The 15,060-nt window shown below is 33.2% G+C and carries 13 protein-coding genes and 1 pseudogene; 13 read left to right on the top strand and 1 reads right to left on the bottom strand.

Annotated features, from left to right (window positions below; genetic code table 11):
- The first annotated feature begins 15 nt into the window (after positions 1 to 15).
- Together JFU18_RS27285 and JFU18_RS27290 are read left to right on the top strand one after the other, a co-directional pair.
- A complete protein-coding gene (locus tag JFU18_RS27285; RefSeq protein WP_201034068.1) occupies positions 16 to 1,080 on the top strand; it encodes an ABC transporter permease in 1,065 nt (354 codons plus the stop codon).
- Positions 1,080 to 1,751, top strand: coding sequence for an ABC transporter ATP-binding protein (locus JFU18_RS27290; protein WP_012261244.1), 672 nt, complete (start codon positions 1,080 to 1,082; stop codon positions 1,749 to 1,751). Before JFU18_RS27285 ends, JFU18_RS27290 begins: the two co-directional genes overlap by 1 nt.
- A 71-nt stretch (positions 1,752 to 1,822) precedes the next feature.
- On the opposite strand, the pseudogene JFU18_RS27295 reads toward JFU18_RS27290, so the two are convergent.
- Positions 1,823 to 2,988, bottom strand: a pseudogene (locus JFU18_RS27295) (LPXTG cell wall anchor domain-containing protein).
- 482 nt (positions 2,989 to 3,470) lie between these two features.
- Between JFU18_RS27295 and JFU18_RS27300 the strand changes: the two are divergent.
- From JFU18_RS27300 to JFU18_RS27350, 11 genes are all read left to right on the top strand, one after another.
- Positions 3,471 to 3,944, top strand: a complete 474-nt coding sequence (locus JFU18_RS27300; RefSeq protein ID WP_002128099.1) for a DUF4188 domain-containing protein — start codon at positions 3,471 to 3,473, stop codon at positions 3,942 to 3,944.
- A gap of 190 nt (positions 3,945 to 4,134) precedes the next feature.
- The gene (locus JFU18_RS27305; RefSeq protein WP_201034067.1) at positions 4,135 to 5,055 is read left to right on the top strand and encodes a class I SAM-dependent methyltransferase; all 921 of its coding nucleotides are present in this window, start codon (positions 4,135 to 4,137) and stop codon (positions 5,053 to 5,055) included.
- A 351-nt stretch (positions 5,056 to 5,406) separates the two neighbouring features.
- Complete coding sequence (locus JFU18_RS27310; protein WP_201034066.1) at positions 5,407 to 6,165, top strand: DUF975 family protein; 759 nt, start codon at positions 5,407 to 5,409, stop codon at positions 6,163 to 6,165.
- A gap of 171 nt (positions 6,166 to 6,336) precedes the next feature.
- Positions 6,337 to 6,750: a DUF6892 domain-containing protein gene (locus tag JFU18_RS27315; RefSeq protein ID WP_201050382.1), complete on the top strand. Its 414-nt coding sequence runs from the start codon at positions 6,337 to 6,339 to the stop codon at positions 6,748 to 6,750.
- A gap of 91 nt (positions 6,751 to 6,841) precedes the next feature.
- The gene (locus JFU18_RS27320) at positions 6,842 to 7,486 is read left to right on the top strand and encodes a hypothetical protein (protein WP_201034065.1); all 645 of its coding nucleotides are present in this window, start codon (positions 6,842 to 6,844) and stop codon (positions 7,484 to 7,486) included.
- Between the two features lie 679 nt (positions 7,487 to 8,165).
- Positions 8,166 to 9,155 (top strand): beta-ketoacyl-ACP synthase III, encoded by a 990-nt coding sequence (locus JFU18_RS27325; RefSeq protein ID WP_201034064.1) that lies wholly within the window; start codon positions 8,166 to 8,168, stop codon positions 9,153 to 9,155.
- Positions 9,145 to 10,308: an ATP-grasp domain-containing protein gene (locus JFU18_RS27330; RefSeq protein WP_201034063.1), complete on the top strand. Its 1,164-nt coding sequence runs from the start codon at positions 9,145 to 9,147 to the stop codon at positions 10,306 to 10,308. The genes JFU18_RS27325 and JFU18_RS27330 overlap by 11 nt, the downstream gene beginning before the upstream one ends.
- Entirely contained in the window at positions 10,305 to 11,291 is a 987-nt protein-coding gene (locus JFU18_RS27335; protein WP_201034062.1) for an NAD-dependent epimerase/dehydratase family protein, read from the top strand. The genes JFU18_RS27330 and JFU18_RS27335 overlap by 4 nt, the downstream gene beginning before the upstream one ends.
- A complete protein-coding gene (locus JFU18_RS27340; RefSeq protein WP_201034061.1) occupies positions 11,288 to 12,139 on the top strand; it encodes an MBL fold metallo-hydrolase in 852 nt (283 codons plus the stop codon). The genes JFU18_RS27335 and JFU18_RS27340 overlap by 4 nt, the downstream gene beginning before the upstream one ends.
- On the top strand, positions 12,132 to 13,469 hold the full coding sequence (locus tag JFU18_RS27345) for a F390 synthetase-related protein (protein WP_002190121.1): 1,338 nt from the start codon (positions 12,132 to 12,134) through the stop codon (positions 13,467 to 13,469). Before JFU18_RS27340 ends, JFU18_RS27345 begins: the two co-directional genes overlap by 8 nt.
- Positions 13,466 to 14,611 (top strand): hypothetical protein, encoded by a 1,146-nt coding sequence (locus tag JFU18_RS27350; protein WP_002190120.1) that lies wholly within the window; start codon positions 13,466 to 13,468, stop codon positions 14,609 to 14,611. Before JFU18_RS27345 ends, JFU18_RS27350 begins: the two co-directional genes overlap by 4 nt.
- The last annotated feature ends 449 nt before the right edge of the window (positions 14,612 to 15,060 follow it).

Genomic DNA, 15,060 nt, shown 5'->3' on the forward strand with positions numbered 1-15,060 from the left:
GAAGGAGCGAGCGAAATGTTTTTAGCTCTGCGGGAATTAAAACAATCAAAATTAAGATACGGATTAATCGGACTGATTATGGTGTTATTATCATTTTTAGTCCTTGTTATTTCAGGATTAGCAAATGGACTATCATATGATAATGCTTCATCGATTCAAAATATGGAGGCAAATAAGTTCGTTTTAGCAGATGATGCGGAAAATAAATTACTTCGTTCACAAATTAAGAAAGATGATGTAGATAACGTAGTAAATCAAGTAGGCGAGAAAGAGGCCGTTCCGTTTCGTGTGAAAGTTTCAACGTATGAAAAGAAAGATAGTTCGAAAAAAGTGGATGTTGCTATTTTCTCAAGTGAACGTGATTCATTTTTAGAACCGAACATTGTAAAAGGTGAGAAATTAGGTACAGCAAATAACGAAATGGTTGCTGATGAATCAATTAAAGAAAAAGGAATTGATATTGGGGATACAATTATTGATCCTGTTTCAAAGAAAGAATTTACAATCGTTGGATTTACGAAAGATCAAATGTTTAGCCATACACCAGTCGTTTATGTAAATGAAGACGTATGGGGTGCTATTTCACAACCAAACCAAAAAGATTATAGTGCAATTGCGCTTAATACAGATAAAGAAATTAAAAATGCACATGTTATCGACAAAAAAGAAGTACTGCAAAGTATTCCAGGATTTAAAGAAGAGCAAGGAGCATTAACGATGATCATTGCATTCTTACTTGTTATCGCTGCGTTACTAATCGGTGTATTCTTCTACGTAATTACGTTGCAAAAAACACAGCAATTAGGTGTACTAAAAGCAATCGGTACGAAAAATTCTTATTTAGCAAATAGCTTAGTCGTGCAGGCGTTATTCTTATCAGTCGTTGCGATGATAATCAGTATAGTTCTTGTACAAGGATTAGAACAAATTTTACCAGCGGGTATGCCGTTCTTATTAACAACACCAATGATTGCACAATATGCAGCAATCTTTATCGTCATTAGTATTTTAGGAACACTTATTTCGTTATATCAAGTATTAAAAGTTGATGCATTAGAAGCAATTGGAGGCGGGATGTAATGACTTCATTATTAAAATTAGACAAAGTAAGTAAAGTGTACGGAGAAGGGAATACGGAAGTAACAGCCCTTCATCCGATGTCGCTTGATGTGAAAGCTGGAGAATTTATCGGAATCGTCGGTCCTTCTGGATCAGGGAAAAGTACGTTATTATCAATCGCAGGTGCTTTACTATCACCGTCAAAAGGGGATATTTACATTCGTGAGCAAAATATTACGAAGTTATCAGAAAAGGAAATGACAGACATTCGTTTGAAAAAAATCGGCTTCATTTTCCAGTTCGCAAATCTTGTTCCATATTTAAATGTAAAAGAACAATTGCTTTACATTGCAAAGTTAAAAAAAGACAACAAACAAGAATCGGAAAAGCGTGCGGATCACTTGCTAGCAGCATTTGGATTATCTGAAAGAAAAACTCATTATCCAAATCAACTATCGGGCGGGGAAAAACAAAGGGTAGCAATCACTCGTGCTTTCATGAACAACCCAGATTTAATATTAGCGGATGAACCAACGGCAAGCTTAGACTCAAAACGCGCACGTGAAGTCGTGGAAATGATGAAACGTGAAGTGAAAGAAAGTCAAAAAGCAGCAATTATGATTACACATGATGAAAGAATGCTTGATGTATGTGATCGTATATTGACGCTTAGAGATGGGCAGTTAATATAAAGAAAAAAGGCCAACCGTACATATTGTGCAGTTGGCCTTTGTATGATTATTTTAAAATAGATATAATGGCTTTATTTTGAGAATAACGTTTTAATTTTATTTCGTGTTACTAATAAAAGTCCACCTAAGACAGATAACATTCCTAAAGGCACGTTACTTGATTGCTCACTACCAGCGTTAGGAAGTTCTCTAGCATCGTTTTTCGCTGGAACAGTAGAAGGTGTAGTAGTAGTGTTATTATTCACTGTCGTTTGTTTTGGTTGTGATACTTCATTAATTTTGTTATCTACATTTTGCTTTGTTGTATGTAACTCAGCTAATTTGTCATCAATTTTTTCTCAGTATGTTTAAAATCGTTTATTTTAATATCTAAGTCTTGTTTTTTCTTTGTTAAATCGTCTGAAACAGTTTGTTTCGCTTGTTTCATTTCGTTTATTTTATTTAGTAAATCTTGTCTAGCTTCTTGTAACTCAGCTAATTTGTTTTTCACATCTTGTTTAGCTAGTTCTAAGTTAGATGAAAGACTATCTAAATTGCCTTTAATTTTCTTAAGTTCTTCTAATGTGTTACCTGTATTCGGTTTATTTTCTTTAATTTCAGCAAGTTTGTCCTCAGCAGTTTGTTTCGCTTTCTTTAACTCAGCTAATTTGTCATCTACCTGTTTTTTTACTTCCTTAAGCTCATTAACCTTTGCATCGATATTTTCTTTATGCTGCTTAATTTCATTCACTTTTTCATCAACAGTTTGTTTATGTTCTTTAATCTCATTAACCTTTTCATCAACAGTTTGCTTATGCTCTTTAATTTCAGCAACTTTTTCATCTACTTGCTTTTTATGCTCTTTAATTTCAGCGATTTTATCTTCGGCGATTTGTTTGTCTTGCTGAAGTTTTGCATCTAACTCTTGTTTATGTTGTTTCATCTCGCCAATTTTTTCATCTGCAACTTGTTTACGTTCATGTAGTTCATTAACCTTTGTATCAACATTTTCCTTAACTTGGTTAAGTTCATTTAATGTTTGATCCACATTTTCTTTGTGCTGCTGTAATTTCGCATCTAACTCTTGTCTATGTTGCTTAATTTCAGCTAAGCGATCTCCCGTACTTTGCTGGGGAGTAGCATCAGTTACTTCCGCATGAGTAGAGTTTGCGCCAGCAATCATTGCTAAAGCTAGTGTAGACGCAGCGATTGTTTGTTTTGTTTTCATATTTTTGTACCTCTTTTCTTTCATATGCATGAGCTGTTTTGTGTGAAATTGAGCATATAGAAGTAGATTATTTTATTATTATATACCATGTTCGGCGCCTAGAGGAAGTATTTGCATAAGAATCTATGATTATGTAATTTTTAAATTCGCTTATTTATTTCATAGAGTAGGGTAGTTGATTAGCTTTTGGGTGTTCCCTCAAGGTTGAAAGCTAGTCTTGCAAAAAATACGAAGGAGTGTGATGTTGTCCTAACTCAAATGAACTAAAAAATATTCTGTTTAGAAAGGGGGCGACAATGCTATCGTTATTGAAATATATTATGAAAATGTTCCTGGTGAAAAGGAGGTTTAGAACAAATATTAATAATAAAAGGGTAGGAAATATATACCCTTTATAGTTAAATACAGCCTTTCATAATCTATGTTGAATTAATTGGAAGATTCATGGAAAAGTGTTATGGTTTATTTGGGAGCTGCACATTATTTATGTTCAGTAAAAAAGGGGGATTAAAGTGGGTGCTAAAATTTTTAACGGCAGGCATATAGCCAATAGCAAGGATCAAGAATTTGTTGTTTTTATTATTGGTATGCGTATTAATAACCTATTAAAATTTTGGAAGTGGATACCAGTTTTTAATGCTATGGGACCTATGATTAAAGAATTATATCAAAATCCACAATGGGGTTTCTTACATACAGAATTCTTATTTAGTTGGAGAAAAGTAATCTTAATTCAATACTGGAAGGGATTCGACGAATTAGTAAACTATGCTCACGGAAAAAACCATTCATATGCTTGGAAATCCTACAATAATAAGATTAAAGATAATGGGAGTGTCGGTGTTTTTCACGAAACCTATCAAATAGAAAAAGGTGCTTCTGAAGCAATCTATGTTAATATGCCAAAAACAGGTTTATCTAGAGCTACCGAACACATACCGGTATCTCAAGATACTAATACTGCTCAAAAAAGAATGAATAAATAATTCGGAAAATTGTGTATATAATTTCGATGTTCCTGCCGGAGAATATACAAAGTGTCGGAGTGTTAGCAGGGTGAAAACTTGACAAAAAAACTTATTTATGCTATAATTTACCAATATAAAAATAAAGTGTATAATAGGGTTCTCCTGGCCAGGGGGACCCTATTTTTGTTGTGGAAATGAAGGAGAGTGTATGTGCGTGAAAAAAGGTGAAGCAAGTGTAACGTCGTTAGTTTCAGCTTTCGGAAGGGCGTATCATAGTGAATTTGATAGTCCTAAAATCTTTGATGATTATGTAGCTAAAGATCTTATTTCACAAAAAGAACGTAATGATATTGAAACGAACATGGTTCAAGGAATACATTTTTTCAATAAAGGCATTGCACAGCAGTTTCAAGACAATCCGAAAGAAATTTTAAAATGGATTACACAAGTTCAATTATCACCAACACCTTTGGCACGCGCGGCATATTGTGAACGAGTATTACTACATGAAGTTACTTTAGGAGCAAAACAATACGTTATACTCGGTGCGGGCTTAGACACATTTAGTTTTAGACATAGAGAGTTAGAGAATGAAATAGAAATATTTGAAGTGGATCATCCTTCTACGCAAGCGTTTAAGAAGAAAAGAGTGAAGGAAGCAGAACTTGAAATGCCAAATAATCTTCATTTTGTTTCCATGGATTTCACGAAAGGTTTTTCCTATGAACAGTTATGTAATGAAGGATTTGAAAATAAAAAGACGTTCTTTAGCCTTTTAGGTGTTACGTATTATTTAACGAAAGAGGAACTTTCCAGTTTAATAGAATATTTATTCGAGATAGTTCCAGCAGGAAGTTCTATCGTTTTCGATTATCCTGATGAAAATTTATTTACGGAAAAAGGATTATCCAATCGAGTTGAAAATATGATAAAGATGGCTGAGATAGGCGGAGAACCGATGAAATCATGTTTTTCTTATACCGAAATGGAAGCACTATTAGAGAAGGCGGGTTTACTCATTTATGAGCACTTAGCACCAAAGGATATTCATACATTATATTTTGAAGGACGAAACGATTATTTAGAAGCTTTTGAGACGGTGCATTATGTACATGCGGTGAAGAAGTAGAGGATTAGTAGGCATGGGGAGGGATCTCTGTGTCTTTTTTTGTGGAAAACAAGAGGATGGGATTTATTGAGAAAGATAATGATAGATATATTGTTACATGAGTTACTACATCTAGATGAACATAAGGAAGAATGTGGGGTGTATTTGTCGAAAAAACAGAATGTTCAACGAAAATTCGCGATTATGTTATATAATGATTTTAATAAACCATATTTTAGAAATTACCCCCGATTATGTAGAAAGTATATTTTGTTTTGATAAGCTAAAAGAACTTGTAGTGGGGCTTGTTACAAGTTCTTTTATTTGTAAAATTTTTATTTACTAAAATATGGAAAAAAGGAGGGTGCAAGTTTGATAAGAAATTTAAAGAAAGCAGCACTTAATTCGTTAGATGGGAAATGGGGAGTAAGTATAGGGGTATCGGCGTTATACTATTTTGTACCAACTTTAAGTGCATCAGCGATTGCTAGTTTTATATATTTAATACTTGGCCTGTTTATTGGGGTAATTGGTTTGGATGTTTTCTTTATTTATTCAATTGGTGGGCAACCACAAGTAGATCCAACAGCACTAGTTTTACTTATTCTAAGTTATTTTTTTATAGGACTGATTTGTTTCTTAATTTACAGTGTCATACAAGGTATCTTTAATTATGGGTATTCTGTTTTCACCTTACGCTTAGGTAAAAATGAAGATGCTAAGGTGGACGATGTATTTGTGGGGTTTAGGAAGAACAATTTGTTTAAATCAATGAAATTAGGAGTGTTGCAGGCTATTTTTCTATTTTTATGGAGCCTGTTATTAATTGTTCCAGGTATTATTAAATATTTTTCTTATTCAATGGCATATTATATTTTAATAGAGAATCCGGATTATACAGCAAGTGAAGCACTAAGGGAGAGTAAAAGAATAATGAAAGGGCATAAGTTCAAGTTATTTGTTCTTTGGCTATCTTTTATTGGTTGGTTTTTATTAACAGCATTTATAGGTATGTTTACATTTAATCTGTCATTCATATTCATTTCCCCTTATTACAACACAACTGTCTCGCATTTTTACTTAGACTTAATTAAGAAACAGGATGCTAGAGAAGCGAAGGTGAGTATATAAAGAATATAATTAGTAAGAAAATATTTTTAATGTATATTTTCTCGATTGTGGTCATGCAATTAAGCATATCCCTTTTTAATATGATATTGAAAGAAATAAAGTAGCTGCAATTGGATATGTTTTACTTATAATAATTTGGGTAAGGATATTATAACATTGGAGGAATTTAAAATGGGGAAGAGTGAGATATTTCAGGATTTTAATTTTAAATTAGTAGTAATTGATGCTTTATTAGATAAAGAGCCATTATTTTCAAAAGAATTAAAAGACTTAATAGAAAAGTATACGAATAATTTCGAATGGTATTCAGGAGCTGGGCCAATTGTTGAAATTAGAGATTTTTTAGAAGAGTTAATTTTGGAAACAAGTGATTTGGAAAAGATTGAATCCCTTTGCTTTGATGGAGGAAATGAAATTTATCATATCTTAAAGCCAGATTGGGATGGTGAAGACAGTTTATTTGATGTAATATCTGTTGAAGGATTTCAAAATTTAAAAAATCTAAAAATAGTGGAATATATTTCAATGTGTTACCCAAAAGTATTAGAACCATTTAAACAAGTCGGAATTGAAATTGAGGATTAATGAGGGAAAAGTTATATAATAATGGAAGTGATTCTTATTAAGAAAGAGTCACTTTTTCTTATGCAACGAACAAAGCAGAATGGAGGATATTATGATAATAATCGATAAAGATGGTGAAGGCTACTGGAGTAAAACTGTTGATTTGGGCATTTTAGGTAAATTCAATAGCATTTTTATAGATTTAGATGGATGTGATATAACAGGGGCGACGGATAATATGACTCAAGAAGAAATGGTAGAAAAAGCTAAAAAATATTATGGTAATAGATTCAAAGAGTTAGAAACCAATGTTGGATTTATAAATGAGCAATTTCTAATGTGGATTATAACGCATTTATGTGATATAGAATATCCATTTTGGGAATTTGGTGATGAAGATGAAAGTAGTGAAGATTATCCAGATTATATAGTAAAAGAAGAAATAAAAAAATTCGAAGATGAAAATGGACAATTGCAATATGATCCGTATAGTCCAAGTCCGATTTATAGAGAAATTCAGAAATATAATGCATATAATAATGAAGATAATTTATTAAGCTATGAAATCATAACGAAATATTTACCGGTTCTTGATTTCAAAAAACTTGTAGATACAATTAGACCTAATAGTATAGATACATTTGAAGATAACATAAACTTTCAAGTGAGTAGTGAGGTTTGTGGTGGAATGTTACTTTGTGCTACTTACGGAACAATTTATGCTAATAATGAGCTAGAAGTTACGCATAATTGTTAATACAAAGATTACTGATAGGTATATCGCTACACATCTATTAAATGAAAAATATTAATTGCAATCAAGCGTAAAAAAACGCGATTCTTATTAAAAAAATAGCGTTCTTTTACTATTCAAATATGATTACATCTGAATTTAATGAAGGTTTCTTCTACAAAAGTAGTAGATTTTTTATTTGAATTTACTACCTCGGTTTGATTTATCATACTTCAATCTCAATAGAATAGTAAATAGGTATAAAAGATATGGAGATACATACTTTAGGTTTTAAATTACAGTAACTTTTGTGAAAACAAAAGGGGAAATAGAAGATGTTAAAATTACATGTATGTTCGTTCCATATGTGTATATTTGCTGCTCAATAAACTATCCTCTCGCGTAAGTTTGTACCACATTTTCACTTTTATTTACAAAAAATACTATTAAATATTTTTGGATAATTGTTATAATATAATTAAATTGATATAAAAGTTTTTTTCTAGATTGTGTATTTGAAGAATTCTCATGCAAAAAGAGCAAGTTCTCAAGTAGAGAGCTTGCTCTTTTTTGAAGAGAAATAGGATTAGAAGTACATAAGGGGATAGCAGGATTTTATAAAAATACTTTCTGTATGTATCCACAACAATGTTTAGATGTAAAGGATTTTTAAATTTATAAAAAGATTAAGAGGCGATAGAGAATGAAAAGATATATTAGTATAAAAGGAATTGGCACATATCTTCCGAAAAGAAAGGTAGAATCTTTTGAAATAGATCGCATGCTACATGTGCCAGAAGGCTGGACATTAAAAAAAGCTGGGGTAAAAACAAGATATTTTGTTGATGGGGAAACGTCTTCTTATATGGGGGCGGAAGCTGCAAAAAAAGCTGTAGAAGATGCTAAGTTAACTTGGGATGATATCGATTGTATTATTTGCGGAAGCGGAACGATTCAACAGGCAATACCTTCTACAGCATCACTTATTCAAGAACAGCTCGGGCTACAGCATTCTGGTATTCCATGTTTTGATATCAATTCAACATGTCTAAGTTTCATAACAGCACTTGATACAATTTCTTACGCAATGGAATGCGGGAGATACAAAAATGTTGTTATTATTTCTTCTGAAATTTCTTCTGTTGGATTAAATTGGAGACAAAATGAAAGCAGCATTTTATTCGGTGACGGTGCGGCAGCTGTTGTCATAACAAAAGGTGATCATACATCTTCTATTATTGCTTCCCATATGGAAACATATAGCTCTGGTGCGCATTTATCAGAAATTCGTGGCGGTGGAACGATGATTCATCCTAGGGAGTATAGTGAGGAACGAAAAGAAGACTTCTTATTCGATATGAATGGAAGAGCCATTTTTAAACTATCTTCTAAGTATTTGTTGAAGTTTATCGACAAGCTACTTATGGATACGGGTTATTCCCTGGCCGATATTGATTTAATTGTTCCTCACCAAGCAAGTGGGCCAGCTATGAGACTCATTCGTAAAAAATTAGGGGTTGATGAAGAGCGCTTTATGACCATTTTTGAAGACTACGGTAATATGATTTCCGCATCTATTCCAGTCGCTCTTTTCGAAGCGATTAAGCAAAAGAAAGTGCAACGTGGAAATAAAATACTATTATTAGGTACTTCTGCAGGACTTTCAATCGGGGGCATCCTTCTTGAATACTAAGAAAATAGTATTAATTACAGGGGCACGTGCACCAGCAACTCTGCATTTATGCAGACTGTTTCATAACGCTGGACATACCGTTATTATTGCAGATAGTATTCCTTATCCATTAAGTAAAGTTTCAAAGAGTACGGATTATTTTTATGAAATTCCTTCTCCAAAGTGGAAAACAAATGAAAGTATCCGTGCGCTACTATCCATTATTCAACGTCACAATGTGGATTTGCTTATTCCTACTTGTGAAGAAGTGTTTTATATATCTAAATATAGAGAAGAATTAAGCGCATTTTGCCATGTATTAGTAGATGATTTTCAAAAACTTTCATTACTGCATAATAAGTGGGAATTTATTCAGTTCGTAGCGAATTTAGGGTGGCAAGTACCTGCAACATATAGAGTAAATATTGAAGAAGCGATAAGTTCAATGATGCACAAAACGCCAGCTCATACTCCTTTTGTACAAAAGCCGATTTTCTCCCGTTTTTCTGATAAAGTGGAATTTATTACAAAAGAGGATGCTCTAAAAGAAAGCATGATAGATAAGTCGAACTATATTGTGCAAGAGTTTATACGAGGAACGCAGCACTGTTCCTACAGTATTGCACAATCTGGGAAAGTGTTAGCTCACTCTACGTATAAAACGGAATTCACGGCAGGCTTAGGCGCTACCATTGCATTTAAGCATATGAATCATCCTAAAATTGATCAGTTTGTTACGCATATTGTAAAAGAGCTGAATTTCTCAGGACAAATTGCTTTTGATTTTATCGTTACAGAGGATGGGGATGCGATTCCGATTGAATGTAATCCACGTACTACAAGTGGATTACATTTATTCGATGAGGAAATATTGCCGGCTTTCTTTCATGAAACAGTAAACAATACACTCATTCCAAGACCAAACTCTGAGTGCGCAATTCGGTTAGCGATGCTTCTATATGGATTTCCTTATTTAAAAAGTAAACAAAAGCGTAAGCGATGGTTAAAAGTTCTATGCTCTTATCCAGATATCGTTTATCGTCACAATGATTGGAAACCATTTTTTTATCAGTTTTTTAGCATGTATAAATTATGGCGTGAAAGTTATAAACATGAACGGACTATTTTAGAGCAAACAACATATGACATATCGTGGGATGGTGAAGATTTATGAAAATGCTAGTAACTGGTGGAACGGGCTTTCTAGGACAAAAACTCGCCTTTCGACTGAAAAATATGGGCTATGAAGTAACGGCAGCGGGAAGAAATAAAACAATCGGTAAGGTATTAGAACAAAATGGAATCGAGTTTGTTCATTGTCCTCTTGAAGACAGGGATCGTGTGCTACAAGTTTGTAAAGATAAAGATTATATCTTTCATAGCGGCGCACTTTCTTCCCCTTGGGGCAAATATGAAGATTTTTATAATGCGAATGTGTTAGGAACGAAACATATTATCGAGGGATGTCAAAAGTACGGTATAAAACGCCTTATCCACGTATCAACACCAAGTATTTATTTCTATTATGATGAGCGACAAAATGTAGTAGAAAACGCGAAACTTCCTAATACATTTGTAAATCATTATGCAACAACGAAGCACATGGCCGAACAATCTATTGATCAAGCTTTCATGCATGGTTTACCAGTTATCACAATACGTCCGCGCGCTTTATTCGGACCAGGAGATAACGCTATTCTTCCGCGTCTTATTAAAGTATGTGAAAAGGGTGCTTTACCGAGGATTGGTACTGAAAATGTTCTTGTTGATATTACGTATGTTGAGAATGTTGTAGATGCTTTACTTCTTTGTATGCATTCCCCAAAACATACATTAGGTCAAAAGTACAATATAACAAATGACGAGCGTGTAAATTTATATGAGGTCATAGAAAATGTAATGAAGCGTCTTGATAAGGAAGTAAAATATAAAAAAATTTCCTACAAAACCGCTTTTTCACTAGCTGCTATACTAGAAGGAATCTCAAAAACTATTTTATTCGGAAAAGAACCTATTCTCACAAAATATACTGTTAGTGTCCTTTCAAAAAGCCAGACATTAAATATTGATAAAGCTAAAGAAGAACTAGGATATGCTCCAAAGATCAGTATAGAAGAAGGAATTACAAAATTTGTAGACTGGTGGAAAATACAATGAAAATCAAATCTTTAAAGCTATATGATACAGGATATTGCACACATCCAGAAAAAATTGCATACTCCAAGGGCAGTTGGAAACAAATATGCTTTCCTGCTACAGTAGGGTTACTCCAGCATCCAGTATTAGGATATATTTTATTTGATACTGGATATGCGGGACATTTTAAAGAGGCGACAAAAAAATTTCCTTACTCTGTATATGCAAAACTTACGCCTGTTCATTTCACGGAAGAGCAATCTATTAAACAGCAACTTCTTCTTGATGGTATTCAGCCAGAAGAAATTAAATATATTATTCTTTCTCATTTCCATGGCGATCATACAGCTGGTTTACCTGACTTTCCAAAAGCGAAAATACTAACCTTCGCAAAAGCTTATGAGGATATTAAAAAGAGAAGTAAATTTGGTGCTCTATTAAAAGGGTGTCTAAAAGATACACTGCCGATAGATTTAGAGAAAAGAATGTCATTCATTGATCAAATTCCACCGCTTAACTTACCTTCTACATATGGAAAGTTTGAAGAGGGGTATGATGTATTTGATGATGGCTCATTATTTGCTGTTGACTTAACAGGACATGCAACGGGACAATTTGGTCTATTCGTTCATTTACAGAGTAATAAAATTGTCTTTCTTTGTGCAGACGCAGTGTGGCTAAGTAAAACTTATCAAAATCTTGTATTTCCTAGTAAGATTGCCAATCTTTTAACTAGCGATCCAAAATCTTATCGAAAGAATATTGAGAAGTTACACCATTTATCACAAACATCACCTGAGATTGAAATTGTACCAACTCATTGTGAACATACATGGGATAAAATTAAAGCAGGGGTGTACTATGAATAAACTACGAATTCTCAAGCAATACTTGAAAACAAAATATGGCTCGAGATTTTCAAATCGTAAACAGTTGGAACAGTTTCATAAACAACAAATAGAAAAACAGCTTTTGTTCACGATAGAGGCGTCTCCTTTTTATCGCCAATTATATACGCCATTTTTAAATGAAATTCAAAAGGGGAATTTGGCTGCACTCCCCATTATTGATAAAGAAGTAATGATGGAACATTTTGATACATTAAATACAGTTCATATTTCAAAGGAAGAAGCGTTTCATGTAGCATTTGAAGCAGAAAAGACCCGGAATTTCTCCCCAACCATTCGTAATATAACTGTTGGTTTATCATCAGGTACTAGTGGAAATCGTGGGGTTTTTCTCGTTTCTGAGGAAGAACAAACGTTGTGGGCTGGCTCGATTATTGGAAAGGTGCTTCCATCTAGCATTTTACATAAACACACGATTGCTTTTTTCTTACGTGCAAATAGCAATTTATACGAAGCGACAAAAAATGAGCGAATCTCATTTCATTTTTTTGATTTACTAGATTCGTTTCAGCAGCATATCACGCGATTAAATGAAATACAGCCATCTATTTTAATTGCACCTCCGTCTATGTTACGGAAAATCGCTTACTGGCAGCAAGAAGGACTCATTACGATTTGTCCCCAAAAAATTATCTCTGTAGCAGAAGTGCTTGAAGATATTGATAGAGACTTTATTCGTGCAACTTTTAAGCAAACAGTACACCAAGTTTACCAATGTACAGAAGGTTTTCTTGCTACCACCTGCAAGCAGGGGACGTTACACATTAATGAAGACCTCGTTCATATTGAAAAAGAATACTTAGATCAAGAGAAAGGGATATTCGTTCCCATTATTACTGATTTCATGAGGAAAACACAGCCTATTATACGCTATCGTCTCAATGACATATTAATTGAGAAAAAAATGCCGTGCAGCTGTGGTTCACCTTTCTTAGCATTAGAACGAATTGATGGTCGATGTGACGATATATTTATTGGAATAAGTGAATTGGATAATAAAGAAATATCTATTTTTCCAGATTTCATTAGAAGAGCAATTTTGTTTGCATCTAGTGACATTCAAGAATTTAAAGTAATACAGCATAGCGTAGACAAAATTGAAATTAAACTTAAAGCACTCCCTGAAAATCTGGAATTATGTAAATCAAATGTAATGAAAGAGTTACAGACACTGTGGGCTACTAAAAAGTGTGCGATACCACATTTTTTCTTTTCACATTACGATATTCAAGTATATGATAAAAAATTAAAAAGAATAGAAAGTCTTGTAAGGCGTGGTGAACATAAATGATTCAGTTACATGATGTTCATTCCTTGCATAGCATTGATTGGGAATCGAAAAAAGATGGAGCATATGTGCGAGATAGTTTCCTGCCTCTTTTTCAAAAGGGCGTTACAGCATTTATTGAAAATGTTAACACGCAGCTCTTTCTATTAGAAATTGATGATCTCATCTTACCAGTTACTCTTAATAACGCAGAGTTCGAAAATTCATATGTATGTTCTCCTTATACACATTACGTATCTTATGCGTTAGAAGAGCTATGGGAGTTGAAAAAACCATGGCTAGAGAAGCTATTAACCTATCCAATTCATCTTATGGGAAGTTGGTTACGACGAACGAATATTAATAAAGTAATTGTCGTAAATAATTGGATGCTTTCAACAAATCTTTATCACTCTATCAACGAACGACAAATCGAACAAATTACGAATCTATTTGTTGAGAAATTTCCAGAGCATACAATTTTAATTCGTTCTTTAAATAACGAATTATATCCCGTAACGACAGAAGCACTATCTACAGTAGGTTACAAGAAAATTATGTCTCGTTCTATATACTTATTTGATCCGAAACACTATAAAAAAATGAATCGAAAAAAACGAAAAGACTTATTAAACGATAAAAGTTTATTAGAGAAAAGCAATTATGAAATCATTGCGAATGAAGAATTAACAAAGGAGGATATTTTACAAATTTCCCAGCTATACAACCAACTATATATTGAAAAATATTCCGCCCATAACCCAATGTTTACACCCGCTTATTTATGGAATGCTCTTCAGCATCGTTTATTTGAGATAAAGGCCATAAAAAAAGGGGATACAATTGATGGTGTTATTGCTTATTTTATTAGGGATGGAGTTATGACAACGCCGATCCTTGGCTATAATACAAACTCTGACCAGCAACAAGGTTTATACCGTATACTTTCCCTCCTTATTACAATGGATTCTATCGAAAAAGATTTAATTTGTCATTGTAGTGCTGGGGCTGGAGAGTTCAAAAGAAATCGTGGTGCAATACAGCAGATCGAATACAGTTATGTATATAACGCTCATTTACCACCTAGCCAACAAAGGGTATGGAAAGTATTAATGTGGATATTAAATACATATATAGAACCGATGGCAAAAAAACATCGCTTTTAAACAAAAAAGTTAAGATTCGTAATATGTAGGAGCTATAAGTATTTTATATTTATCCACAGAAACAAGAAAAATTAATAATATGAGTTAAGTGTTTAATCTTGTTCTGTTAGTTGATTGAACAAAATGTTTTTTTAAAAAGTGAAATCTCTATGTTAAACGAATAGCTGTGTTTATTTAAGTAAGCTACATAAAATAATCAATCTTTTTCATGAAAATTTAAGGAAGCCAAAAGAACCCCGTACATTTTAATCAAAATGTGTGGGGTTCTTCTTTTTATAAAATAAATATTTGTAGTGTGGAATATATCCAATTGATTAACCGAACTAGTATTTTAAGGGCATTAACTGAAACCATAAATATAAATTCATGTCTATCTTGTTATGAATTTCATTGCCCTCGGATAAAGGACAATAAAACCCCTAAGTATGTAGCGCTTTGATTTTTATTAC

The organism is Bacillus sp. TH22 (genome assembly GCF_016651015.1).
GTDB classification, from domain to species: Bacteria; Bacillota; Bacilli; order Bacillales; family Bacillaceae_G; genus Bacillus_A; species Bacillus_A mycoides.

What these genes read in the sequence shown, in the direction of transcription:
- JFU18_RS27340 (WP_201034061.1), top strand. Translation starts at nt 11,288, where the DNA reads ATGAAAATCAAATCTTTAAAGCTATATGATACAGGATATTGCACACAT.
- JFU18_RS27350 (WP_002190120.1), top strand. Translation starts at nt 13,466, where the DNA reads ATGATTCAGTTACATGATGTTCATTCCTTGCATAGCATTGATTGGGAA.
- JFU18_RS27285 (WP_201034068.1), top strand. Translation starts at nt 16, where the DNA reads ATGTTTTTAGCTCTGCGGGAATTAAAACAATCAAAATTAAGATACGGA.
- JFU18_RS27305 (WP_201034067.1), top strand. Translation starts at nt 4,135, where the DNA reads ATGTGCGTGAAAAAAGGTGAAGCAAGTGTAACGTCGTTAGTTTCAGCT.
- JFU18_RS27335 (WP_201034062.1), top strand. Translation starts at nt 10,305, where the DNA reads ATGAAAATGCTAGTAACTGGTGGAACGGGCTTTCTAGGACAAAAACTC.
- JFU18_RS27320 (WP_201034065.1), top strand. Translation starts at nt 6,842, where the DNA reads ATGATAATAATCGATAAAGATGGTGAAGGCTACTGGAGTAAAACTGTT.
- JFU18_RS27325 (WP_201034064.1), top strand. Translation starts at nt 8,166, where the DNA reads ATGAAAAGATATATTAGTATAAAAGGAATTGGCACATATCTTCCGAAA.
- JFU18_RS27315 (WP_201050382.1), top strand. Translation starts at nt 6,337, where the DNA reads ATGGGGAAGAGTGAGATATTTCAGGATTTTAATTTTAAATTAGTAGTA.
- JFU18_RS27290 (WP_012261244.1), top strand. Translation starts at nt 1,080, where the DNA reads ATGACTTCATTATTAAAATTAGACAAAGTAAGTAAAGTGTACGGAGAA.
- JFU18_RS27345 (WP_002190121.1), top strand. Translation starts at nt 12,132, where the DNA reads ATGAATAAACTACGAATTCTCAAGCAATACTTGAAAACAAAATATGGC.